The organism is Acinetobacter sp. A2, from assembly GCF_048537555.1.
GTDB lineage: Bacteria > Pseudomonadota > Gammaproteobacteria > Pseudomonadales > Moraxellaceae > Acinetobacter.
Window position 1 is genome coordinate 1853015 of the sequence record NZ_CP183239.1, and the last position, 25119, is coordinate 1878133.

The 25119-nt window shown below is 40.1% G+C and carries 22 protein-coding genes; 9 read left to right on the top strand and 13 right to left on the bottom strand.

Annotation, left to right across the window (positions count from 1 at the left end; genetic code table 11):
- Positions 1-99: 99 nt before the first annotated feature.
- On the top strand, positions 100-804 hold the full coding sequence (gene crp, locus ACNS8M_RS08825) for a cAMP-activated global transcriptional regulator CRP (RefSeq protein WP_167845925.1): 705 nt from the start codon (positions 100-102) through the stop codon (positions 802-804).
- Between the two features lie 203 nt (positions 805-1007).
- Positions 1008-2057, top strand: a complete 1050-nt coding sequence (locus ACNS8M_RS08830) for an NADP(H)-dependent aldo-keto reductase (protein WP_419224737.1) — start codon at positions 1008-1010, stop codon at positions 2055-2057.
- A gap of 195 nt (positions 2058-2252) precedes the next feature.
- On the opposite strand, the gene ACNS8M_RS08835 is transcribed toward ACNS8M_RS08830, so the two are convergent.
- From ACNS8M_RS08835 to ACNS8M_RS08860, 6 genes are all read right to left on the bottom strand, one after another.
- On the bottom strand, positions 2253-3035 hold the full coding sequence (locus ACNS8M_RS08835; RefSeq protein ID WP_325781133.1) for a M48 family metallopeptidase: 783 nt from the start codon (positions 3033-3035) through the stop codon (positions 2253-2255).
- A gap of 156 nt (positions 3036-3191) precedes the next feature.
- Positions 3192-3500, bottom strand: coding sequence for a hypothetical protein (locus ACNS8M_RS08840; RefSeq protein ID WP_004971573.1), 309 nt, complete (start codon positions 3498-3500; stop codon positions 3192-3194).
- Positions 3501-3738: 238 nt separating this feature from the next.
- On the bottom strand, positions 3739-5058 hold the full coding sequence (locus ACNS8M_RS08845; RefSeq protein ID WP_004971574.1) for an adenylosuccinate synthase: 1320 nt from the start codon (positions 5056-5058) through the stop codon (positions 3739-3741).
- A 69-nt stretch (positions 5059-5127) separates the two neighbouring features.
- The gene (locus ACNS8M_RS08850) at positions 5128-6294 is read right to left on the bottom strand and encodes an ATP phosphoribosyltransferase regulatory subunit (RefSeq protein ID WP_168542509.1); all 1167 of its coding nucleotides are present in this window, start codon (positions 6292-6294) and stop codon (positions 5128-5130) included.
- A gap of 167 nt (positions 6295-6461) precedes the next feature.
- Positions 6462-6776 (bottom strand): hypothetical protein, encoded by a 315-nt coding sequence (locus tag ACNS8M_RS08855; protein ID WP_419224739.1) that lies wholly within the window; start codon positions 6774-6776, stop codon positions 6462-6464.
- A gap of 135 nt (positions 6777-6911) precedes the next feature.
- Positions 6912-7946: a type I glyceraldehyde-3-phosphate dehydrogenase gene (locus tag ACNS8M_RS08860; protein ID WP_419224740.1), complete on the bottom strand. Its 1035-nt coding sequence runs from the start codon at positions 7944-7946 to the stop codon at positions 6912-6914.
- Positions 7947-8408: 462 nt separating this feature from the next.
- On the opposite strand from ACNS8M_RS08860, the gene alaS reads away from it, so the two are divergent.
- From alaS to csrA, 3 genes are all read left to right on the top strand, one after another.
- A complete protein-coding gene (gene alaS, locus ACNS8M_RS08865) occupies positions 8409-11102 on the top strand; it encodes an alanine--tRNA ligase (protein ID WP_419224741.1) in 2694 nt (897 codons plus the stop codon).
- 64 nt (positions 11103-11166) lie between these two features.
- Entirely contained in the window at positions 11167-12447 is a 1281-nt protein-coding gene (locus tag ACNS8M_RS08870) for an aspartate kinase (protein WP_419224742.1), read from the top strand.
- Positions 12448-12698: 251 nt separating this feature from the next.
- On the top strand, positions 12699-12953 hold the full coding sequence (csrA, locus tag ACNS8M_RS08875; RefSeq protein WP_004971589.1) for a carbon storage regulator CsrA: 255 nt from the start codon (positions 12699-12701) through the stop codon (positions 12951-12953).
- A 115-nt stretch (positions 12954-13068) separates the two neighbouring features.
- Here csrA and rnhB read toward each other — a convergent pair whose 3' ends face one another.
- Both rnhB and ACNS8M_RS08885 read right to left on the bottom strand, forming a co-directional pair.
- Positions 13069-13650 (bottom strand): ribonuclease HII, encoded by a 582-nt coding sequence (gene rnhB / locus ACNS8M_RS08880; RefSeq protein WP_168461267.1) that lies wholly within the window; start codon positions 13648-13650, stop codon positions 13069-13071.
- Between the two features lie 83 nt (positions 13651-13733).
- Positions 13734-14111, bottom strand: coding sequence for a hypothetical protein (locus ACNS8M_RS08885; protein ID WP_168461266.1), 378 nt, complete (start codon positions 14109-14111; stop codon positions 13734-13736).
- A gap of 225 nt (positions 14112-14336) precedes the next feature.
- Here ACNS8M_RS08885 and ACNS8M_RS08890 point away from each other — a divergent pair, with 225 nt between their 5' ends.
- The gene (locus ACNS8M_RS08890) at positions 14337-14900 is read left to right on the top strand and encodes a cytochrome b (protein WP_194558813.1); all 564 of its coding nucleotides are present in this window, start codon (positions 14337-14339) and stop codon (positions 14898-14900) included.
- A 99-nt stretch (positions 14901-14999) separates the two neighbouring features.
- On the opposite strand, the gene ACNS8M_RS08895 is transcribed toward ACNS8M_RS08890, so the two are convergent.
- The 3 genes from ACNS8M_RS08895 to ACNS8M_RS08905 all read right to left on the bottom strand — a co-directional run bounded on the left by ACNS8M_RS08895 (position 15000) and on the right by ACNS8M_RS08905 (position 17999).
- A complete protein-coding gene (locus ACNS8M_RS08895) occupies positions 15000-16001 on the bottom strand; it encodes an adenosine deaminase (RefSeq protein WP_194558812.1) in 1002 nt (333 codons plus the stop codon).
- An 89-nt stretch (positions 16002-16090) separates the two neighbouring features.
- On the bottom strand, positions 16091-17413 hold the full coding sequence (locus ACNS8M_RS08900; RefSeq protein ID WP_419224743.1) for an NCS2 family permease: 1323 nt from the start codon (positions 17411-17413) through the stop codon (positions 16091-16093).
- Positions 17414-17819: 406 nt separating this feature from the next.
- Complete coding sequence (locus ACNS8M_RS08905) at positions 17820-17999, bottom strand: hypothetical protein (protein ID WP_168419532.1); 180 nt, start codon at positions 17997-17999, stop codon at positions 17820-17822.
- 566 nt (positions 18000-18565) lie between these two features.
- On the opposite strand from ACNS8M_RS08905, the gene ACNS8M_RS08910 reads away from it, so the two are divergent.
- The 3 genes from ACNS8M_RS08910 to ACNS8M_RS08920 are packed head-to-tail and all read left to right on the top strand — an operon-like array spanning position 18566 to position 20733.
- On the top strand, positions 18566-19510 hold the full coding sequence (locus ACNS8M_RS08910; RefSeq protein WP_419224744.1) for an ABC transporter permease: 945 nt from the start codon (positions 18566-18568) through the stop codon (positions 19508-19510).
- Positions 19510-20391 (top strand): ABC transporter ATP-binding protein, encoded by an 882-nt coding sequence (locus ACNS8M_RS08915; RefSeq protein WP_419224745.1) that lies wholly within the window; start codon positions 19510-19512, stop codon positions 20389-20391. Before ACNS8M_RS08910 ends, ACNS8M_RS08915 begins: the two co-directional genes overlap by 1 nt.
- A 12-nt stretch (positions 20392-20403) precedes the next feature.
- Positions 20404-20733, top strand: coding sequence for a DMT family transporter (locus ACNS8M_RS08920; protein ID WP_168461262.1), 330 nt, complete (start codon positions 20404-20406; stop codon positions 20731-20733).
- Here the strand turns inward: ACNS8M_RS08920 and ACNS8M_RS08925 are convergent.
- The gene (locus ACNS8M_RS08925; protein WP_180076545.1) at positions 20699-23023 is read right to left on the bottom strand and encodes a DUF262 domain-containing protein; all 2325 of its coding nucleotides are present in this window, start codon (positions 23021-23023) and stop codon (positions 20699-20701) included. The genes ACNS8M_RS08920 and ACNS8M_RS08925 overlap by 35 nt on opposite strands.
- Complete coding sequence (locus ACNS8M_RS08930) at positions 23020-25020, bottom strand: DUF262 domain-containing protein (RefSeq protein ID WP_419224746.1); 2001 nt, start codon at positions 25018-25020, stop codon at positions 23020-23022. Before ACNS8M_RS08930 ends, ACNS8M_RS08925 begins: the two co-directional genes overlap by 4 nt.
- Between the last annotated feature and the right edge of the window lie 99 nt (positions 25021-25119).

Consider the following 25119-nt stretch of genomic DNA (forward strand, 5'->3'; position numbering starts at 1 on the left):
ACATAACTTGAGTTGATAAGGAATTTCATCTCTACTGTGTGACAAGTTCAGACTAGGTCTTGTGCGATCTATTATTTATCCATTTTCGGAACCGTTAGCATGACTTCAAACTTTTCGCAGCTTAGCACCGATGCATTGTCCCCAGGGCAACTGCCGGACTCGGTGAAAGCATTATTAAAACGTGCGTACATCAACCGTTATCCAAAACGGACAACTATTGTTGATGCGGGGACTGAATCTAAATCGTTGTATTTGATTTTAAAAGGTTCAGTATCAATTATTCTTCGCGAAGATGATGATCGTGAAATTGTGGTTGCGTATTTGAATCCAGGTGACTTTTTTGGGGAAATGGGCCTGTTTGAATCAAATCCACAACGTACTGCAGAAGTTCGTACACGTGATGTGTGTGAAATTGCGGAAATTACATACGAAAATTTCCACGAACTTAGCAAACAATATCCAGATTTAAGCTATGCAGTATTTGCACAGTTGGTACGTCGCCTAAAAAATACTACACGTAAAGTGACTGACCTTGCCTTTATTGATGTGTCTGGTCGTATTGCACGTTGTTTGATTGACCTTTCTGCACAGCCAGAAGCTATGATTTTACCAAATGGTCGTCAGATTCGCATTACACGTCAGGAAATTGGCCGTATTGTGGGTTGTTCACGTGAAATGGTTGGTCGTGTACTGAAAACGCTTGAAGAGCAAGGCATGATTGAAACTGATGGTAAAGCCATTCTAATTTTTGATGCTTCTTTGGAGCAAAATGAAGCCACTGATGGCGACTTTGATGACGAATAAGCCATACTCATGCTAAGTAAAAAGCAAATCTTCGGATTTGCTTTTTTATTGCCTGCATAAAACTTATAGCCATTTTCAAATATAAAAATACAATTCTTACGACCATTACAAAGCATCAGCAATTTTAACTGCCACAAACGGTTCAAAATGGTTTAGCCTCTTATAACATCACTTCATAAATATAATCTTGAGCGAGAGGCAATATGCAATTTAAACCATTGGCAAAGACGGGTATTTTAGTTCCAGAAATCTGCTTGGGCACCATGACCTTTGGTGAGCAAAACACGCTATCAGATGCCTTCCAACAACTGGATTATGCCTTGGAACGTGGCTTGTATTTTTGGGATACCGCAGAGATGTACCCTGTTCCACCCAAAGTAGAAACCCAAGGAGCGACTGAAACCATGATTGGTCACTGGCTGCACCAACGTGGCGGACGTGACAAAATATTTCTAGCCTCAAAAATTGCAGGGCCATCACAAGGTGGTAGCCATATACGAGATGGCAAAACCCGCTTTAATGCGCAAGATATTCGCTCAGCCTTGGATGGCAATTTAAAACGCCTACAAACCGATTATATCGACTTATACCAACTACACTGGCCACAACGCCCAACCAACTTTTTTGGCAAGCTTGGGTATGGCAACCCAGAAGCACAGAATACCCAGGAAGTCACTGACTTGGCCGAAACCTTAACTGCATTGCAGCAGGAAATTGAAAAAGGGCGAATTCGTTATATCGGTCTATCCAATGAAACTCCATGGGGCACCATGAAGTTTTTACACTTGGCAGAACAGCTTGGTTTAAGCAAATTCGTCAGCGTACAAAACCCTTATAACCTGCTCAACCGTAGCTATGAAATTGGCATGTCTGAAATTGCCCATTATGAAGGTGTAGGACTACTTGCCTACTCTCCTTTGGCTTTTGGCTATTTAACTGGTAAATTCCGCAACGGCGCACGTCCTGCCAGTGCACGCGTCACTTTATATTCACGTTTTAGCCGCTACAGCAACCCTGAAAGTGAATGGGCCACAGAGCAATATGCCCTACTTGCAGAGCAGCATGGCTTGAGCTTAACGCAAATGGCATTAGCCTTTATTAAGCAACAATTTTTTGTGACCAGTACTATTATTGGAGCAACTACTATGGCACAACTTAAAGAAAATATTGATGCATTTGATGTCAATTTATCTGAAGAAGTGCTACAGGGCATTGAAGCTATTCATCGTCAGCAACCGAATCCAGCACCCTAATTTCATTTTAAGCACTGCTTTAAAATAAAATTAGAAATTGAAATAAATAAGTGAGCTGGCGTTTAAATTGAAAACATAAGTTCAGCTATAACGCACCATTTTTATGTTGTTTAAAGTCAAAAATTTTAAAAAAAGGATGCGCATTTCCATGCACATCCTTTCTTTTATTCATCTGTCTTACTGACCGATATTATCTTAGCGACGGTTTTGGTTATAAATTGCCTGAGCTGCAGGTAAGTTTTTGCGCATTGCTTCAATACGCTGACTGTTCGATGGGTGTGTTGACAAGAACGATGCACCACCGCCACCTTCAAGTTTGTTCATTTTTTCCCAAAGGGTAATAGCAGCTTGCGGGTTATAACCTGCACGTGCCATCAGCATTAAACCGCCCTGATCGGCACGACCTTCCAAATTACGCGAATATGGCAAGCCAATCCCAATTTGCGTACCCAATTGTGCTGCTGCTGCACCCAATTGACCAACGTTATTACCTGCTGCACTTAAACCTACGTTCAAGGCAATATTGGTTAAGGCCTGTGCACCAATTTTACTTTTCGCGTGTTCTTCTAAGGCATGCACCATTTCATGCCCCATAATTGCGGCAATTTCGGCATCGGTTAAATTCAGTTTATTCACAATACCTGTGTAGAACACTACTTTACCGCCTGGTGCGACAAAAGCATTGACTTGATCAGATTTGAGTACCGCCAATTGCCACTGGAAAGGCTGACCAGTTTGGTTCATTTGGTTGGCATGTGGAATCAAACGCTGAAACACAGTATTGATACGTTTATACGTGGTTGAACTCGTGTCTAACTGATTTTTATTGCGTGCATCTTGCACCATTTCGTTATAGCTTTTGGTTGCAGTTGCATTTAGGGTCGCAGTATCTGCACCCGCCATGTCTGCAACAGTGGTACACCCTGAAACTGTGATTGCGCCTGCGGCACATAAACTTAACATCAGTTTTTTGTTCATTATAATAATCTCCGCCTTGCGAGCTATCTTCATACCAATCAATTATATGAAATCAATTCAAGGCTTTAAATCTATAATCACTTCATAATCATATCATTTATGTAAACAACGCCCAAGCTGTGTACAGATTGTATGTCTAAGCGATCAATAACTGCCTCAGTAAAGAAATTGATAACACAACCAAAATACTAAACAGAAAACATTTAAACCCAAGTAAATTTTAGACACTACTTCTACTTTTTCTTCCATTTCTGGATTTTTACGTTTGTAGAGTAGGTAAGCATTTTGAATCAGAATCAGTGGCACCAAAATACAGGCAAAAATAACGCTTAAACCAATAAATGCCTGATACATAATATTCGGATCATGCTTTTGCGATAAAATCAGCATCATGGCAATGGTCGGTGCGCCGCCCATCGCAAACAATAAAGAATAAAAAATCGTACTGGTAATATTTTTATGCATCCTGCATAACCTTAATTAAATTTAATTTTCTAAAGCCATTGTAACAAGCCACCCTGCTCTGCACAGCGCCAGTCATCTGCAACTTTAGTCTTGAAAAAACAACTCACTCAGCATCATCTATAATATTTCCAAAAATGAGTCGCTATTGAAACTGAAACAACAGCAATAAAAAGCCCCATCATTTAGACAGGGCTGAATACATCATCAGAGCTTAAATGCTATGCTAAAGCACAACGACTTAAGCATCAAATGGATGACGTAATACAATCGTTTCTGCGCGGTCTGGACCTGTAGAAATAATGTCGATTGGACATTCAATTAACTGCTCAAGACGTTTGATGTAGTTCACTGCATTTTCAGGCAATTGTTCTACACTGGTCGCGCCCACAGTTGATTCAGACCAACCTGGCATTGTTTCATAAATTGGCTTTAAGTTTTCGTATGCAAGCGCATCAGAAGAACCTACGCAACCTGAATCGGTATTTTCATAACCTACGCAGATTTTGATTTCTTCTAAACCGTCCAATACGTCTAACTTGGTCAAGCAGATACCAGAAAGTGAGTTTACATCCACTGAACGACGTAAAATTTCGGCATCAAACCAACCACAACGACGCTGACGACCTGTAGAAGCACCAAACTCGTGACCCACGGTACCTAAGTGTTTACCAATCGCATCACCTACGTCATTTGCTGCGTCATACACCAACTCAGTTGGGAATGGGCCTGCACCAACACGTGTGGTATAAGCTTTGGTAATCCCTAAAACGTAGTCTAAATGTAATGGACCTAAGCCTGAACCTGAGCTTACACCGCCCGCAGTTGTATTCGATGAAGTCACATACGGGTATGTACCGTGGTCAACATCAAGCAATGAGCCTTGCGCACCTTCAAACATAATGTTGTCACCGTTTTTACGGTAATTATGAATTTCAGTCGTTACATCAACCACTAATGGTGCAATCACTTCACGCCATTGGTCACATAGCGCTAAAACTTCATCTAACTGAACTGCTTCAACACCGTAGTATTGTGTCAATTGGAAGTTGTGATAGTCCAATAATTCAGTCAATTGAGCGCGTAATGCTTCACCGCCACGAACCAAGTCAGCAACACGAATCGCACGACGTGCAACTTTATCTTCATAAGCAGGGCCAATACCGCGACCTGTAGTACCAATTTTGGCATTACCACGTTTTTTCTCACGTGCTTGGTCAAGCGCAATGTGGTTTGGCAAAATAAGCGGACAGTTTGGTGAAATACGTAAACGCTCTTTCACTGGCACGCCTTCTTGCTCCAAAATACCCATTTCTTTAATGAGTGCTTCAGGAGAAAGTACAACACCATTACCAATTAAGCACAGTACGTTTTCACGTAAAATACCTGATGGAATGAGGTGTAATACAGTTTTCTTACCACCAACCACGAGAGTATGGCCTGCGTTGTGTCCGCCTTGATAACGAACGACTGCCGCCGCCTGATCTGTGAGCAGGTCGACGATCTTACCTTTACCTTCGTCGCCCCATTGGGTACCAAGTACCACAACATTCTTGCCCATAATAGCCTCATTACATCATGCTGTTAAAATTGAAAACCAAGACCTGCGACATGAAACATGCCTTGGCGATTAAATTTTTTCGACAGTCCACTCACCATTTGCAAGTACCAATTGGTGCGTTGCGTATGGAACTGAGTTTAAATCATCATTGCCCAACAATTGAATTACACTAAAGCCTTGCGCACGAGTTTGCTGAACCGCAGCAAGCAAATCTGCCTGAGTACCCTTAGGTGCAACCACAACGGCTGCTGATTCAAAACGGCCTGCGCTTAATACAAACAAGTCACATGAGAAACCTGTTGCAGGGCGTGCACGTCCAAAGTGTTGACCAATACCATCGTAACGGCCACCTTGAGCCAATGGCGCAGCACGATTTGGCGCATACACTGCGTACATTAAGCCAGTGTGATAGTGATATGAACGTAGCTCTACCACATCAATACCAATATGTAGATTTGGCCAGCGTGCCTGAATTTCAGCCTGTGTTGCTTTCACTGCATCAAAAGCCTGCTTAAACTCAGGATTTTCCAATACTGTAGCACTTAAATTGGCTTGTAAGGCATCTAAATCACTGGCAAAGCGACCTAGGGCATAGAAATCTGAACCAAAGTTTAAATCTTGAGTAAAGTCAGCCAGTTCTGGCAATGCTTTACGCTGATATAAATCTGACAATTGGCGTTCAGTCGCTTTGCTTAGCTCTGCCTGTTGAACCAAGCTGCGGAACAGACCCACATGACCTAAGTCCAAATGCACGCCATCGGCCAGACCCGCTTCCTGTAGTAGGCTGATCATCAAATCAACCATTTCTACATCGGCATCAATGCTGTCTGAACCAAATAATTCTGCACCCAATTGCAACGGCGCACGTGTGGTATTAAAACCTTGTGGTTTAGTATGTAAAACTGTACCTGCATAGCAGTAACGTGCAACGCCATCCACAGGATGTACATGCGCATCAATACGTGCCACTTGTGGCGTCATATCGGCACGCACACCCAGTAAACGACCTGAAAGTTGGTCGATGACTTTAAATGTGGCAAGGTCTAAATCTTGATTCGATTCTGAAAGAGAAGATAGAGATTCGATGTATTCAATGAATGGCGTGTACACCAACTGATAACCTCGAGATGCGAGGAAATCCAGTGACTTACGACGCAAGTTTTCAATGACTTGCGCTTGTTCTGGTAATACATCAGCTACACCATCAGGTAATAACCATGTCTCTGAAATGGGCATGTTGTAAACCTAAATTCTTGTTTGCGCGGAACGAATCCGCATAAAAAAATCGGGAGCACACCCGATTTCTCCTAGTTTAGCATGATACTTTTGCTCATGCACCTGACTTTTTCTGAAATATGCGGTAAAAAAAAGCTTGATTCAACACGATATTAAAATGCAATTCTTTAAAAGTTCTGATTCGCTTTAACTGCTTTGGCTAACAAATTGACCAACTCTGCATTCTGCATTTCTAACTGCGTGGTTTTTTGTACAGTTTTATCCAAAGCATCTTGCTGAACTTGCATTTTTTTAGCCAAGTCCTGCATAATTTCTAGCGTCTTTTTCAGGTTTTCTTCCAAATGCAACACTTTCTGTTCCAATTGTTGTTGGTGCTGCACATCGGAGTTGCTGTCTGCCTGATTTCTGAATTGCAACCAAATCAAAAAAATCACGGCTAGCGCCAACAAAAGAATAAATCCCCACAATAAAACAATCATCATCCCACTACTCTATTTTCAATCTTATAGGCTAAATTTGTTATATTCATCAATGAATTAACTTCGGATTTTCATCTAAACACCCATCACTATTACATGCTTTAGCGGCTTTGTATAGCAAACCGTACAAGCTAAAAATCACGCCGCTCGCTGACTAAAAGATTCACACAAGTCGAGTAAACGGTTGGCATAGCCCCATTCATTATCATACCACGCAAAAACTTTGGCCTGATGCCCTACCACCATAGTCTGGCTTAAATCGACAATTAATGAATAAGGCGAATGATTAAAATCACTCGACACTAAGGGCTCATCGGTCACTTGCATAATTTCTGCATAATCATGCGCGGCCGAAGCACACAGCACCTGATTTAATTTGTGCACCGTAATGGGTGACTGCGAAATAAAAGTCAAGTCAATTGCAGCGACGTTGATGGTCGGCACACGAATAGAATAGCCATCAATCCGATCTGCCATTTTAGGCATCACCTGTTTTAATGCACCCAAAGCAGATGAAGTGGTTGGAATAATATTTTGCCCTGATGCTCGGGCACGACGTAAATCACGGTGCGCCTGATCCAGCACAGTTTGATCTGCTGTGACTGCGTGAATTTCGGTCATTAAAGCCGTGTTAATGCCAAAAGCATCATCAATAATTTTAACCAATGGCACTAAAGCCTGCGTGGTACACGACACACTGGAAATAATTTGATCTGTGGGTTTGACTTCGTGATGATTGACACCATAGACAATCGCAGCATCGACAGTATCGAATGGGGCTGCACCAATAATGACACGTTTGGCGCCCGCAGTAATATGCTGGGTCGCAGCTTCACGTGAACGAAACAGACCTGTACATTCCAAAACCACATCGACATTCAGTGATTGCCACGGTAACTGTGCAGGTTGCGCCTGATTCAGCACCTGAACTTTGAGTTGTGCCAAGCCCGCAGAAATATTCAGAAAAACCTGTTCATCTTCAAGACTAATTTCGACCTGCCCTTTAAAACGACCGTGGGTACTGTCATATTTAAACAAGTGCACCAAAGTTTCGACATCGGCAATATCGTTAATGGCCACGATTTCAAAATGAAAGTCTTTGGGATTTTCAAACCAAGCCCGCAGCACATTGCGCCCGATTCTACCAAAGCCATTGATTGCCACTCGTTGCATGACTGATCCTTTCATAATGAAATCAAAATTTAAGCAGTGCTATGTTAATAGATTTTGCTCAACTACTGAAAAAAATCAGATCAATTCTGCGAATTTTCACGCAATTTGTTGTTTAATTCGGCAAATTAAAATATCAGCTTTGGTTTTCTACCGCACATCTACGTTTTCTTAACTTTTCTGCATTCCGCTTTATGGCAGTTCGGCATACTCCGTGACCCGCAGTAAGCACTTACTTTGAATGTAAATGTTCATCATCTTCTATTGCAAAGATTTATTCTGCGTAATCGCAACAAAGTTTGCGTCAGAATTGTCATCTATTCACACTAAAATGATTGGTGATAATGGCTTTTTCCGTTATAATTTGGCGTTTTTAAAATTTTAAGCCTGCATGACAGCAAAAGAATTATTTTTGTCAGACTGTCTTGCGTTTAGCCAAATCGGAAATTATGGAGTGACTTGGTTGTGAGTACTCGTTTTATGACATCAGCTGAAATTCGTGAAGCATTTTTGCGTTACTTTGAATCGCAAGGGCATACACGTGTCGCATCGAGTTCTCTAGTACCCGCCAACGACCCAACCTTGTTATTTACCAATGCGGGTATGAACCAGTTTAAAGACTGTTTCCTTGGGCTAGAAAAACGTGATTATGTACGTGCTGTCTCTTCTCAAAAATGTGTGCGCGCAGGCGGTAAACACAACGACTTAGACAACGTAGGCTATACCGCACGTCACCATACTTTCTTTGAAATGCTAGGTAACTTCTCGTTTGGTGATTACTTCAAACGTGATGCGATTAAATTTGCTTGGGAGTTTCTAACAGGCGAACAATGGTTGGCGCTACCGAAAGACCGTTTATATGCCACGGTTTATCATACCGATGATGAAGCGTTTGACATCTGGAACAAAGAAATTGGTTTAGATGCATCTCGTATTATCCGTATTGGCGACAACAAAGGCGGCCAATATGCTTCAGATAACTTCTGGGCAATGGGTGATACAGGTCCTTGCGGTCCTTGTTCTGAAATTTTCTATGATCATGGCGATCATATCTGGGGTGGCTTACCAGGCACGCCTGAAGAAGATGGCGACCGTTTCATTGAAATCTGGAACAACGTATTTATGCAGTTCAACCGCACTGCAGATGGTGTATTACACCCGCTTCCAGCACCTTCTGTAGATACAGGTATGGGCTTGGAACGTATTTCTGCAGTATTGCAACATGTGAATTCAAACTACGAAATTGACCTGTTCCAGCACTTACTCAAAAATGCAGCAGAAATTATTGGTTTAGACACAACTGAGCTTGAGGCAACTGCACAGCAAACTGGTAAACCTGTAGACTACCCTGCTTCACTTAAAGTAGTAGCTGACCACGCCCGCTCTTGCTGCTTCCTAATTGCCGATGGTGTAAACCCTTCTAACGAAGGTCGTGGTTATGTTTTACGTCGTATTATTCGTCGTGCAGTACGTCACGGCAACAAATTAGGCGCAACAGGTTCATTCTTCCATAAAATGTTGAAGCCACTCATTGAAGTAATGGGTGATGCCTATCCTGAACTTGCAGCACAACAAGCACGTATTGAAGCGCAACTTCTGAAAGAAGAAGAGCAATTCGCCAAAACACTTGAGCAAGGTTTGAAATTGCTTGAAGGTGAATTAGCGCAACTGAAAGGCTCTGTAATTCCAGGCGAAGTCGTATTTAAACTGTATGACACTTACGGCTTCCCGACTGACTTAACAGCAGACATTGCGCGTGAACGTGAATTGACCATTGACGAAGCGGGTTTTGAAGTTGAAATGGCAGCACAACGCCAACGTGCACGTGACGCAGGTAAATTTGCTGTTGACTACAACTCGATTGTGAAAATTGAAGGTGACACTCAATTCGATGGTTACGATGCTACTGCAGGCGAAGGTCAAATCATCGCAATCTATAAAGATGGTGAGCAAGTTGATGAAGTCGTTGAAGGCGATGAAGCCTTAATCGTACTGAATCAAACGCCTTTCTATGCAGAAAGCGGTGGTCAAATTGGCGACACAGGACTCTTCAAAAACGAAACAGGTATTTTTGAAGTTCAAGACACCAAAAAATCTGGCGGTGCATTTGTCCATCAAGGTATTGTGACGATGGGCAGCCTAAAAGCTGCGCAAACGGTCGAAGCCATTGTAAAAGCAGATATCCGCGAAGCAACTGCACGCAATCACTCTGCAACACACCTGTTACATGCTGCCCTACGTCAAGTTTTGGGTGCGCATGTACAACAAAAAGGTTCATTGGTTGCCTCTGACATTTTACGTTTTGACTTTGCCAATGACCAACCTGTGTCATTTGAGCAATTGCAAGAAATTGAGCGCTTGGTCAATGTAGAAGTCATTGCCAACACTGCCGTGTCTACTGAACTATTAGACATTGAAGCAGCGAAAGCCAAAGGTGCGATGATGCTATTTGGCGAAAAGTATGGTGATGAAGTTCGCGTACTTTCTATGGGTTCTATGATCGAAGATAAAAACTTCTCGATTGAACTGTGTGGTGGTATTCACGTAAAACGTACGGGCGATATTGGCTTATTCAAAATCATCTCTGAAGGTGGTGTTGCAGCTGGCGTGCGTCGTATTGAAGCGATTACAGGCAGCAAAGCCGTTGATGCCGTTCAAAAAACTGAACGTGACATCAGCAGCATCAATGCATTATTAAAAGCGCAAAAAGACCAGACTTTAGAAAAAGTCACCAGTTTGGTCGACACTGCCTCTAGCCTTCAAAAACAAATTGAACAGCTCAATCAAAAATTGGCAAACTTCCAAGCAACAGAACTTCTAAGCCAAGTTCAAGAGATTGCGGGTCGTCAAACGCTGATTACAACGGCTCAAGGTATGGACGCAAAATCACTGCGTAACTTACACGACGGTGTAAAATCTAAACTCGACAATGCAGTGATTGTACTTGCAGGTGTAGAAGACGATAAAGTCAGCTTAATCGCTTCTGTTGCAAAAGACTTTACTGCTACGATTAAAGCAGGTGACATCATTAAACACTTGGCTACAGAGCTAGGTGGTAAAGGTGGTGGTAAACCTGATTTGGCACAAGGTGGCGCGCCACTTAACGAGAAGTTTGCAACAGTAATGGCAGATTTAACTGCTTGGCTTGCGGCAAAATAACTTCACTTTTTGTGTAACTGACCCTGAACCGGTAATTCAGGGTCATGGCTTATATGGAACAACTATGGCACTAATCGTTCAAAAATATGGCGGTACTTCAATGGGTACCCCCGAGCGCATTTTAAATGTTGCTCGTCGTGTGAAGCGCTGGCATGATCATGGCCACCAAGTAGTGGTTGTGGTTTCTGCCATGAGTGGCGAAACCAATCGCCTACTCGCTCTCGCGAAAGCCATTACCGAAACCCCTGACCCGCGTGAACTAGACCAAATGGTGTCTACAGGCGAACAGGTAACGATTTCAATGTTAGCGATGGCGCTGAACTCTATTGGCGTTGCAGCAAAATCACTAACAGGTCGCCAAGTTGGTATTCAAACTGACAGCGCTTTTACCAAAGCACGTATTGAATCAATCAATACCGATGTATTGACTGAAAACCTAGATGCAGGTCGTGTGATTGTAGTTGCTGGTTTCCAAGGCTTCGATGCTGAAGGCAATACCACAACTTTAGGTCGCGGTGGTTCAGACACTTCTGGCGTTGCATTGGCTGCTGCTTTAAAAGCAGATGAATGTCAAATTTACACAGATGTAGATGGCGTATATACCACTGACCCACGCGTTGCACCAAAAGCTAAAAAAGTAGATCGTATTTCTTTTGAAGAAATGCTAGAAATGGCGTCATTAGGCTCTAAAGTATTACAAATTCGTGCGGTTGAATTTGCAGGTAAATACCAAGTCCCTTTACGTGTATTATCAAGTTTTGATAATGACGATGATGGCGCATTCGACGAAGACTTTAAACAAAATGTCGGCACACTCATTACTACTGAATTGGAAGACAACATGGAACAACCTATCATCTCAGGTATCGCGTTTAACCGTGACGAATCAAAATTAACTATTTTAGGTGTGCCTGATGAGCCAGGTATTGCATCTAAAATCTTGTCACCTATTGGCGCTGCCAATGTTGAAGTTGACATGATCATCCAAAACGTAGAAGAAGATGGTACAACTGACTTTACTTTTACCGTAAACCGTGGCGAACTTGCCAAAGCAAAATCAATTCTTGAAGCAACTGCCAAAGAAATTGGTGCGCGTGAAGTCGCTACACGAGGCGACATCGTAAAAGTATCTATCGTAGGTGTAGGTATGCGTTCACACGCAGGTGTTGCAAGCAAAATGTTTACTGCACTTGCAGATGAAGGCATCAACATTCTCATGATTTCTACTTCTGAAATTAAAATTTCAGTCATTATTGAAGAAAACTATTTAGAGCTTGCAGTACGTACTTTACACACTGTATTTGGTCTAGATCGTGAAAGTGGCGAGTCTAGCGCACGCGCTTAATACACCCTGTCAGAAAATGTAATTGTCTGACAAATTTTGCGAAAAAGTACAAAAAAATAGAGCCACTATAGTTTTTTTTATAGTGGCTCTGTTATATTGAGCAACATGCTTTTATAAATTTTGGCAGATGTGTATCTTATAAAATGAATAATGGTACATTCTGATAAAATTTAATTGTTTTTTATGTGGTTGTGACTTTTAATTTGCTTTAAAAAATCAATGCAGGTTTAGCATTTTGCAAGGAGATAAACATGCTGATTCTGACCCGACGTGTCGGAGAAACATTAATGATTGGGGACCAAGTCAGCGTGACTGTACTTGGTGTGAAAGGTAACCAAGTTCGTATTGGTGTAAATGCCCCGAAAGAAGTATCGGTTCATCGTGAAGAAATTTATCAACGTATTCAACACGAACGTGCCATGCATGAGCACTTACAGCACCTTGATCAAGATTATCAACCTTCATTTGAAGAAGATAACTACTCACAAAATGACTTTAATCGTTAAGCGATTAAATGTGATTGAATATAAAGCGGCCATTGAGCCGCTTTAAATTTTTCTACTGTATGCTTTTCAAAGTGACACGTTTTTTAATGTAATCTCCAGCATTTTTGCATGAAACTTACTGTGAGTTTTCCATTAATTCCAGCGCTTTACGCACTGGGGCAAAACTACGTCGATGCGCAGCGATCACACCGTGCTGGGCAATTGCTTCAAAGTGAGCTTTGGTTGGGTAGCCCTTATGTTTAGCAAAACCAAATTGCGGAAACTCTTGATCAAGTAGTATCATTTCACGGTCACGCGCCACTTTAGCTAAAATGCTGGCTGCAGAAATTTCTGGATGCAAAGCATCCCCCCCTACAACAGCATCGCATGACATACTTAAACCCGGCGGAATTTTATTGCCATCCACTAATACATGTGCTGGTTGAATCGCAAGTGCCTCTACCGCACGCCGCATCGCCAACAAAGATGCTTGTAAAATATTGTATTCATCAATTTCGGCAGCAGAAGCGTCTGCAATCGCCCAAGCCAGTGCTTTTTCCTGAATTTCAAAAAACAACTTTTCACGTTTCTTTTCAGTTAGTTTTTTAGAATCGTTTAAGCCCTCAATTGGGTTATTCGGATCTAAAATGACAGCAGCAGCAACCACGGAACCTACTAAAGGTCCACGCCCTGCTTCATCTACACCTGCAATTTTCATGTCTATGTTCCAGAAAAATAGGCTGAATATTCAGCCTATTTTGGCACAATAATGTGCCTATATTGAGTTTTGAGTGAATGAGCTTATCTAACCGCTTCTGCTACACAGGCATTGATGGTTCTAGACACTGCATTGCTCACAATTGTTGCACGTGCAGCAGGATCAATCGCAGCAGTTGCCAAATCAACTGCAGTCACGTTTTGTGGTGCTTTTTCACTCACACAGCCACAAATTTCAGCTTGAATATTTTGCTTCTGATTTGGTGTCATTACACGAGTTGCAGTATGCCATGCAGGAATGTTGTTTAGCTCAGTGACACATTTCGCATTAATTGCAATTTTAATTGCAGCCATGCCTAGTTGTTGTGTCGCTGTTGGTGCAGATGTGGTTGTACCCGTGGTTGTGGTACATGCAGATAAAACCAATGCTACAGGTGCCAATACAGCAAGTAATTTTTTCATAAAGATTTCCCATATTAAGGATCATTTGATCTGATGATCATTACAATGCCGCTATTGTGCCTAAACTTCAGCAGTGAAGGAATAGTGATTTGTTATTTCCATCACTATTTTTTGGCCTCATTTCAGCAGCGTTGCAGATTTTCAACACTCCGTTGCACACAGGTGCTTTTTTGCCTATAACGCATTGTTTAGCATGCAAACATCAATTTTGCTCTGAAACATAGCATGAAACAGACAAATCAGTATTACACCCGTACCGCACAAGTTTTACATTGGCTGATGGCAGTTATATTTATTGCCGCATGGGCAGTTGGCTTTTTTAGTGGTAATTTTTTAAGTTATGAGTCAGATGGTAGCTTTAAAGGTGATGTAATTACCTTACATAAGAATATTGCCACACCTATTATATTTTTAATGGTGATTCGTCTATTTTGGCGTTATACCCACCCTGCGCCACAACTGCCAAACAGCATGTCACCATTCATAAAAACTCTGGCACATTTGGGGCACTTGGGTTTGTATTTCATGCTGATTGCCATTCCAATTACAGGCTGTTTATTTAGCTGGAGCGTAGGTAAACCTGTGCCTGTACTGTATTTATTTGAAATTCCAGCTTTGTTGGATAAAAACCCTGAGCTGTTGGCCATTGTAAAACCTGTACATACTTATTTGTCTTGGTTTGCAGGTGTAATGGTGGTCGGTCATGTGCTTGCCGCACTGAAACATCATTTTATTGATAAAGATGACGTACTCCGCAGTATGACTCAACAAGGCAAGTCATCAAACTAGAACTTTAATTTTAAACGATTCATAACACTGACCTACAAAAAGCAGCTTCAATCAAGCTGCTTTTTTTTGTGATCTAACATCGTGTGCATTACATTAAGTTCAAGCCAATGCCTGAATTTGATCTATCCATTTTTGTTTTTCTTCAGCCGAAATGAACGAGGCTTCAAAAGAATTGATTGCCAATTGTTTCAGTTCATCATTGCTTAAATCTAAAGCTTGGTTAATCGCAATAAAGTTATCATTCATATAACCACCAAAATAAGATGGATCATCAGAATTGACTGTGACTTTCACCCCTTGTTGCAATAAGCGACGAATATTGTGCTGAGCCATGTCATTAACCACACACAGCTTTAAATTACTTAGCGGACATACCGTGAGTGGCATTTTTTCTGCAATTAAACGCTGCAATAACACTGGGTCTTCTTCTGAACGTACGCCATGATCAATACGATTTACTTTAAGCAAATCCAATGCTTCCCAGACATATTCTGCTGGGCCTTCTTCACCTGCATGCGCCACCACTAAAAAACCTGCTTCACGTGCTTTGGCAAAGACACGTTCAAACTTTGCAGGCGGATGCCCCACTTCACTCGAATCCAAGCCCACAGCAATAATCTGATCTTTATAAGGTAATGCTTGCTCTAAAGTTTCAAAGGCCGCCTCTTCACTCAAATGGCGTAAAAAGCACATGATCAAATGCGAGCTGATGCCTAATTTTGTCTGTGCATCATCGCAAGCACGTTGTAAACCATTGATGACCGTTGCAAATGGTACACCGCGCTCAGTATGGGTTTGTGGGTCAAAAAACATTTCAGTATGCACCACACGGTCTGCAGCACATTTTTCAAAGTAAGCCCACGCCAAATCATAAAAGTCTTGTTCATGCACCAATACTTGTGCACCTGCATAATAAATATCTAAAAAAGACTGCAAATTATGAAAATTATAGGCTTGTTTAACTTCTTCTACCGACTGATAAGGAATTTCAATTTGGTTGCGCTGTGCAATGGCAAACATCAGTTCAGGTTCAAAAGTACCTTCAATATGCACATGCAATTCTGCTTTAGGCAATGCACGAATTAGCTCTAATGGGTTCATGTTTCATCCTGTTTTGCTATTTTATGGGAGATTTTAAGAAAGAAAAAAGGGTGCAAACTGAGTTTACACCCTTTTGCTGTTTGAGAATATTAACCGCCAAACATGGCAAATTTTAAGGCCCACAATCCTGCAATAATCCATACCATATACGGCACAGACTTCGCTTTGCCTGTAAGTAATTTAATTAACGCATAGCTAATAAAACCCATCGCAATGCCATCGGCAATTGAATAGGTAAATGGCATAAACACCACGGTTAAGAATGCAGGAACTGCTTCAGTGATGTCATCCCAATCAATATGTACAATGCCTTGAATCATCAACACACCTACAAATAACAAAGCAGGTGCTGTGGCAAAGCCAGGCACAGATTGTGCAAGTGGAGCTAAGAACAAGCAGGCAATAAATAGTAGACCAACAATAACTGCCGTTAAACCAGTACGACCACCCGCAGCAACCCCTGCCGAAGATTCAATATAAGGTGTGGTGGATGAAGTACCTAATGCTGCCCCCGCTACAATTGCAGATGAGTCAGCAAACAAGGCTTTTTTCAAACGAGGAAGTTTGCCATCTTTTAACAAACCTGCACGGTGTGAAACCCCAACCAACGTGCCTGTAGAGTCGAATAAATCGACCAAGAAAAAGACAAAAATCACACCAATTAAGCTAGCCGTAAACAGACCTTCAAAATCCATCTGCATAAATGTTGGTGCAATAGAAGGGATTTCACCTACAACGCCTTTAAATTCGCTCAGGCCTAACGCGGTTGAAATAGCAGTGAGGACTAAAATGCTGATGATAATCGCACCACGAACTTTAAAGTGATGCATCACCACCACCATTAAAAAGCCGAACAATGCCAGTAAAACTGAAGGTTGTTTTAAATCCCCTAAACCAACCAAAGTTGCAGGATTATCAACAATAACACCTGCATTTTTGAGTGCGATTAAGGCAAGGAATAAGCCAATTCCGCCACCAATAGCCAATTTTAATGACATCGGGATGGCATTGACAATCGCTTCACGGATTTTAAACATGCTGATGGCAATGAAAATAATCCCTGAAACAAAGACTGCAGCCAATGCGGTTTGCCATGGCACGCCCATACCCAAACATACAGAATAAGTAAAATAAGCGTTTAAGCCCATGCCCGGTGCAAGCGCAATTGGATAATTGGCAATAATCCCCATAACCAAACAGCCAATTGCAGCGGCTAAACAGGTTGCGACAAAGACCGCGCCATGATCCATCCCTGTTTCAGATAAAATCATCGGATTGACAATAATGATGTAACACATGGTTAAGAATGTGGTTACACCCGCCAAAAGCTCGGTGCGGAATGTGGTCTTGTTTTCGCTAAGTTTAAACAAGCGCTCAAGCATTCCTGCCGAAGATGGATTAGGAGTCGTCATGACCTAGCCCCTGTAATTGAACTGAATAGTAACATGCACAAACCTTAAGTCATTACTCAAACTTGTTTTGTGTTGCAATAATGGTAGTGCCGCATAAAAAGTACGCAGTAAAAATAAACTTAATTCACAATCAAGCGTTTGATTTTAACAAGATACAATTTTCAAGATTGTAAATAAAAAAGCCGCATAACATTTATGCAGCCTTATTCATTTTTACCCCATTCAATCAGACACCCAACTACACTTAATGTGTCTTGATTGAGTTTTTGAATTGGCAAATTATACCATAGAGATTTTTTTTAATTTCCAGTTTTTTGAATTAAAGTTAAATTTTTACGATGAAATGACAGCCACAATCCTTTGATAAATTAAGTAATTCACTCTGTATAGCTGAAGTCTATAAATTTTAATCAGTTTCTTGTTTGGTTGGCACTTCAGATCTAACCGCTTTTTTGAGCGATAAATTTGCCGATTCATTCAAAACCTGATTGAGTTCGGTCTGTTTGCGCTTTGCTTCTTCGTGATAGACCAAGTAACCCAACACGACCACCAATACCACCAGCACAGGAATAAGGATGTGTTTCATGCCATTTACTTTTGGTGAACAATTTTAATACATATTAGCAAAAATTATGTGAGGTGTAATTTTTATTTAGAAATAGAACTGCTCCCTAAATTGCTATATGAACCTGAGCATATTAGTTACCGTTTTAAATAAGTGCCTTCTCAACTGTATGGTAGCACTTAATACCCTCAAAAATACCCAGAAACCATGTTCTCACTCAGGCTTACGCTCTAAAATATGCCACTTCAAGTCAAGGATTTAAAACTAAAAGCGCTTGCTTACACTCAATCAGTTTTGATGATTGTCTCCTGTTACCATACCCAGAGCTTGACATGTAAGCGTACATTTGCTGAATCAATAAACAGTTTCCCCTATGTTTTAAATATTGTTTCTATACTTGCTACCTTGATCAGTATGAATATCACGCATGTAACTATTTATGGACAGTCATCAGTCTCATCAATTTGCAAATTTCCTGAAACTCCAATATTTTTGCACTTCGATGCATTGCCATAGTTTATTTGGCATCTATTTTGCTTTCACAGTATTACGTTTTATTAAAATTGTAATATTGAGGGGCAGCAATTATGAGTTATGTTGCACGCGAACTCAGTCAAAAAAACAAAATGTTACTTGGCTTGGGGTCTTTTTTAATACCAATTCTGATTTGGTGTGCAGTCAGTTATTTGCCATTTATCTGGCATCCACAAGTCCAAATTACGCAATCAGGCAGCGTAAGCTACCTACAAGTTGACAGCCGTATTGATAAAAGTATTTATTATGCCGAAGCACAAAAAGCCGTAGATGCAGGACTTGCACCACCTGAAGGCATCTTAGTCAATCCAATTTATTTACCAGCCCCTCACGAAGTTGCAAAAGCCTTGGTGACAGCATTTACCACGCCACCTGCACAAGCCAATGCTCCTTGGTTTCATCAAAGCTTATGGCACAGTATTCAATTGGTCTTTACCGCGTTTTTCATCTCTTCCTTGATCGGAATTCCATTGGGAATTTCATGTGGTTTTTCCAATAAAATTTCACAGCTCACCGAACCATTTGTTGAGTTTTTTCGGTATTTGCCTGCCCCTGCCTTCGGTGCACTTGCTGTTGCAATTTTAGGGATCAACGATGCACCAAAAATTGCCATTATTGTTATTGGTACTTTATTTCAACAAATTTTATTGATCGCAAATACAACACGTTTGGTTGATCGTAGCCTCATTGAAGCAGGTTTTACTTTAGGTACCAATAAACTCAAAAGCTTAATTCATGTGGTAATTCCTGCTGCCTTACCTGAAATTTATCGTAATTTACGTGTGCTACTTGGTTGGGCATGGACTTATTTGATTGTTGCTGAATTGATCGGAAGTACATCAGGGATAACATGGTTTATTACACAACAAGCTCGCTACCAAAACTTTGACAATGTCTTTGCTGCAATCTTGATTATTGGTGTCATTGGTTTGGTATGTGATTTGATCTTAATGAAAATTGGTCAACGCCTATTTAAATGGAAAGCAGGAGCAATCTAATGGATAACAATCAAGTCAGTACACGTGAGTATTTTGATGCCATTTATCAGCGTCCTGTGATTTTAGAAGCCAAACAACTAACCCAGTCTTTTCAACATGGCAAAAGCACACGCACTATTTTAAATGCGATTGATTTAAAAATTCATAACCGTGAGTTTATCTGTGTGATTGGGCCATCTGGCTGTGGTAAATCGACATTTAGCCGTATTGTTGCGGGTTTAGACCCATATACCAGTGGTGAAATTTTGGTGGATGGCGAAGCAATTAAAGGCCCGAGTCCAGAACGTGGCATGGTGTTTCAAGGCTATACCCTTTTCCCTTGGAAATCCGTGAAAGAAAATGTGATGTTTGGCCCTTTAATGAAAGGTCAAAGTAACCCCACAGCAGAAGCGCAAGCCCGTGAATGGATTAATATCATTGGCTTAGAAAAATACGAAAATCAATATCCACACCAACTTTCAGGTGGGATGAAGCAACGTGTCGCGATTGCTCGGGCTTTGGTGAATCAACCGAAAATTTTATTGATGGATGAACCTTTTGGTGCACTCGATCCACATACACGACAAAAAATGCAGCGTCATTTGATGGATTTGTGGCAAAACATTGATATCACCATTATTTTTGTGACCCATGATATGGATGAAGCGATTTTATTGGCTGACCGTATCGTGGCACTAAAAGCCAATCCAGGTGAAATCAAAGAAATTATTGAAGTAGATTTGCCTCGTCCACGTGATCCTGAAGTCATGCTCACGCCTGAATTTAAGAAACTCCGTCAGAAAGTTGATCGTTTAGTTCATGCCGAAGAAGATGAGCTTGATCCTGCATTGGCTGACTTACCTGTCATTCCGCGAATGACCAAAGTGAGCAGCAGTAAATAGAATGGTATATCAATGGCTTATTTATATTTACTGATTGCAATTGTGGCAGAGGTCATCGCGACCTCTGCACTCAATGCATCCAAAGGTTTTACGGTGTGGCAACCCACCGTGATTACGTGTATTGGTTATCTGATCGCGATTTATTTCCTCTCACTCACCATGAAAAGCATTCCCATGGGGATGACTTACGCCATGTGGTCAGGTGCAGGGATTGTATTTATCTCCACGGTGGGCTGGATTTTCTTTAAACAGCATTTGGATGTCGCAGCCATGATTGGACTAAGCTTTATCATTGCAGGTATTGCCATTATTCATGTATTTTCTCAGAGCACGCATCTTTAGACAGATAAATGGCTGTAAATGCATTTATTACCCCTAAGATCTCGGCATCTTTGTCTAAGGCTTTTTCTATGATGATGCGTTCATCACCTGCTGATGAATAAGCAAAAGTTTTAAAACGATCAGTTGTACTGTCATAGCGAATGTAAAGGTGTAACTGATCATTTTTAATTTCAACACTATTAGGAAACTCTACAAATAGGCTGTCTTTATAATCAATCGCATACTGTTCTTTAAATACGGAACGTAGTTTGATTCCTAAACAATAACTCCTTAATTCAACAAACCGTGTACGCTTTTCTTGATGAATTAAATGAATGTCTGTTGCTGTTTTATCCAATAATTTGTTTTTGGTGTACGTGATTGTTTGCGGATAATCAATGCAAAGTCGTCGCCAATCGTGAATTATTTGTTTTTTAGTGTCTATCTTTTCAATGATATCCTGTCGTGAAAACTCCACAGGTAAATCATTTAAAAGTTGCTGAAGGAATGGCAAGGTTGAAACTTGACCGTCAATATATATGGTTTCTTGATTAAAAACCAAACGCCAATTTTCATTGTGTGATCGAGCGTCGCCATTTAAATTCATCTGGCAAAACGTATATTTACTGCTTCGTTTTGGCAAATAATCTCCATAGCACAATAACAGGCGCTGTAAAAGATAATGATCGTTAGCATCTTCTTTTGCCAAACTACATTCAAATAAATTGATTAATTTATTTGCATATTGAATAAATTTCTGTTCATGTGCAGTAGTGTCTGGATCCAGACTCCAATCGAGTAAAAACTGGATTTGACCATGAAATACCTTTTGATCTGCAATACGTTCTAACTGCTGTTGATTCCAACCTTTAATAATCAATTCAGCCTTATACTTTTCTTCTCGTATTTGCTGAGCAAAGTCTTGACTCATTTTGATATTAAAATCATTAAATACGGCGACACTCTGAATAACATTGTTTAAATCAATTGCCTGCGCCCACTGAGATAAAGCTGCAATACTTTCAACATAATCATTCAAATTATTGTGCACATGATTCATCACAATTCTGCGTGAAATATTAAAATAATCTAAAAATTGTTGGTGATGCTTCGCTAAATCTTCTTGGATTGATTTGATATCCAGATAAGCTTTCTGTTGACAGTAAATAAAGACATTAAAGAGCAAAATATATGCTTGATAAGACTGCTGTAAGACGATTTTTTTATCTTCAAACAGATACGGCTGAATATGATTAAAGATCTGAACATAATCATGTTTTAAAACATAAATAAAATTCATAAAGCCATAGAACTGCTGACAATGTTTCAAATAAAACAGTTCATCATAGCGTTTTACATCTATATATGCCTTTTGTTGCAGATCATGGTTGATGATTTTTCTTAAATCATCAATCAATAAAGCGTGCGGGTTTGTATCCCAATTTTTTTTATCTGCCTGTTGACTCAGCATCAATGCCAGCAAACCGCTGCATGTGACTTTAAAAGATTCATATAAAATATCGTCAATATTTTCTTGATGCTTAGGTTTAAGTGACCAAAATAGATCTGTCCACTGTTGATCTAAACAATGGAAAAAATTTGCAGCAAATTCGCTCGGTATTTTTTGGTTTAACCAAGCTTTAAAGTTCTCAAATTCAGATAAATGCACACCTCGAGCATTCATTTTGATATAAAGTTCATCGCTTAGATTAAAGTCTTTCATCTCTAAAAAATGAAAACTGATGCATAACTCTTGAGTTAATCGCTGCCATAATTGCTCAGCTTGAACATGATTTTTGCTGATTTGCGCTTCAATTTCATCCAGCATGTTTAGCATTCCTTGAATGCTCGGATCATAATCCCAAACTGAAAAATACCATCCCTCATTTTTAATACGCATAGAGATCGTTTTTTGCTGTTTTTGATCGGGTAAACAAATATGGTGATGCTCAATCAGACTTTCTAAAAAATCCCCTGTGCTTTGTCGTGTTTCATAATTAAATTTTTTGAAATAAGCGCGTTGCTCATGATCGACTGACATTTGGAGGCTATACAAATAAAAATGTAATAAAAATAAAGTAGTAAGACGTTGCTGACCATCAAGGATGACCAAATGCCCCTCTTGCTGTGCCCCATAAATAAAATCAAGTTCGAGTTGTGATTGCATGTTTAAATGCTGCAAAATATTTTCAATAAAACTACGTCGAATGATATTTACTTTAGGATGCAGACGACCTTGCGCATAATCCCGTTGAATGACAGGAATTCGAATTGAATATTCAGCAATGAGCGACCAAAAATTGTATTTCATGCTTGTTCACCACTCGCTGCTGTTGTAAATAAATGTTCTTGATAATATTCCCAGCACTGAATTAAGGCTACACGATACGCATTACGATCTTTTTGATTCCAAATGGTAAAATCCTCTACGTCAGGATTAAAATATTTTGCAAATGCCCACTGTGTTGCGATTGGAATAAAACGACGCTCTATTTTTTGTAAATCCATCACCGCTTTACGTTTTTTATAAAAACCTTTATTGCTTAAAACTGAATTATCGCGTTTTTCCAATAAACATAAATTGTCTAATTTATGCGTTCTTTGCTCTATGACGTTTTGTAGATACTGCTGTTGTAACTCAACATAGCTTTTTAAAGTTTCAGCTGTCTGAACTGCATTCCAAACTTCAAGTGCTTGTGAAATTTGCGCTTTTTGTTCACTCGAAATATCTTGAGCCGTGGTCTGAGCTAAAAGATCCTGTTGTTCTTTATACCAATGCTCTAGATTAATGTCCTTCATGTCACTGTTTTGCGCATGGATATGCTCTAAGCTCCAAATGGTATGTTCTGCATAATAGGACTTAAATGGAAAACGTGTGTTTTGTTGGCGATGTAAATCAAGATTGAGTAGTAAAATCAATGAAATAATCGAGGGGTTATGATCAAGATAATGTAAATCTTCAAATATCAGAGGCTGTTTTGGATCGGTTGATTGGGTTTGTCCAAAGCATTTTCGAATATGCTGCGCGATGATCTGTTTTAATTTAATTTGAAATTCTTCGCGCCCACGTTGACTATCTGCAAGTGTCCAAAGTTCACTAATACTTTTAATTCTTTGACCGATAATGAAGCCAATCAGATGATAGCTTTCATCGTCTGAAAACCATTCATTTAAACGATAAAATCCTTGTTGAAGCTTTTTCCATAGCGCGGTCACGGTCTGATCAGGATTGCTTAACTCTTTTACAAAGTATTGAAAGGTATAATATTCTTGTTTTCTTTGAAGTATCTGCTGATATGACAAGGATTTAGATGCAACAAATTTTCCACTGATTAAATCAAACAAGAGTTCAATTCGGGTATAGATGTTGGTTTGCTGATGTGGTGCAACAAAAGCCCAAAAGTCAGGATTTTGTAGGGTGTGCTCAATCATGTCCCATTGGTTTGCCAACTCAGATTGTCTAATCTTAAACGTTTCTGCGCTAGTGCCTTCTTTTGGCGCTTTAAGTGCATTGAGGAACAAAGCTTTTAATAATTCTGCATTTGTTAGTGCAATTTTACCTTGATTGATCCGTTGAAAAATCGCAATAGATTGTTTTTTATCATCAAGTTCATTGTTTTGACTTTCAGCTTGATACCAAATCACTTTGGTTGCATCTAATAAAGTATTGATCCACTCCTCTCGAATCCCCAGTGCGATTTGCGCTTTGGCTTTAAACCATGCTTGAACTGTTTTATAGGCATTAAAGAAATAATAATTGTCGATATTATTCAGCTCTGGATCATGCTCAACGTATTCATCAAAGGTCGCTTCACTGCGATTTGCCAACTGAAAAATATGCTTATTTAGAAATTGAGTACTTTGCTTACGAGTTTCGTAGCGTAATTCAAAAAATGAACCTTTGGTGAGATAACTCAAGATGATGTAAATGGTAGTTAGACGTTGCTGACCGTCGATCAGTTCAAAATAATCCTGACCATCAATCTGCCTTTTCTTGATCACAATCGGCTGTAAGCAATAATAATCATCTGATTTTTCCTTATCTGTGCCAAATTCATAAATATCGTCTAATAAGGCTTCAACTTGAATACTGCTCCATTTGTATCCACGTTGATAAGCATCGACAAAAAAATGTAGATTGTTTAATTCTTGAATTTTTCTCAGACGTAGTGGCAATTCTTCTTGTTGCTGTATGTACTCTAATTCATGAAATAAAGACTTTAATTTCTGCTCTGCGGTGTTACGTAATGCTGGATTCAGGTCGAGAAGATTTTGCATCTGATTAAACAATGCGATTGAATCCTTCATCAAACTTACCATTTTTGCTGTTATGTTGAGTAAATTATAAATGATGAAAATAAACTGTTGAAAATTATTATAAAAAAATAGCGCCTTGAGACGCTATTC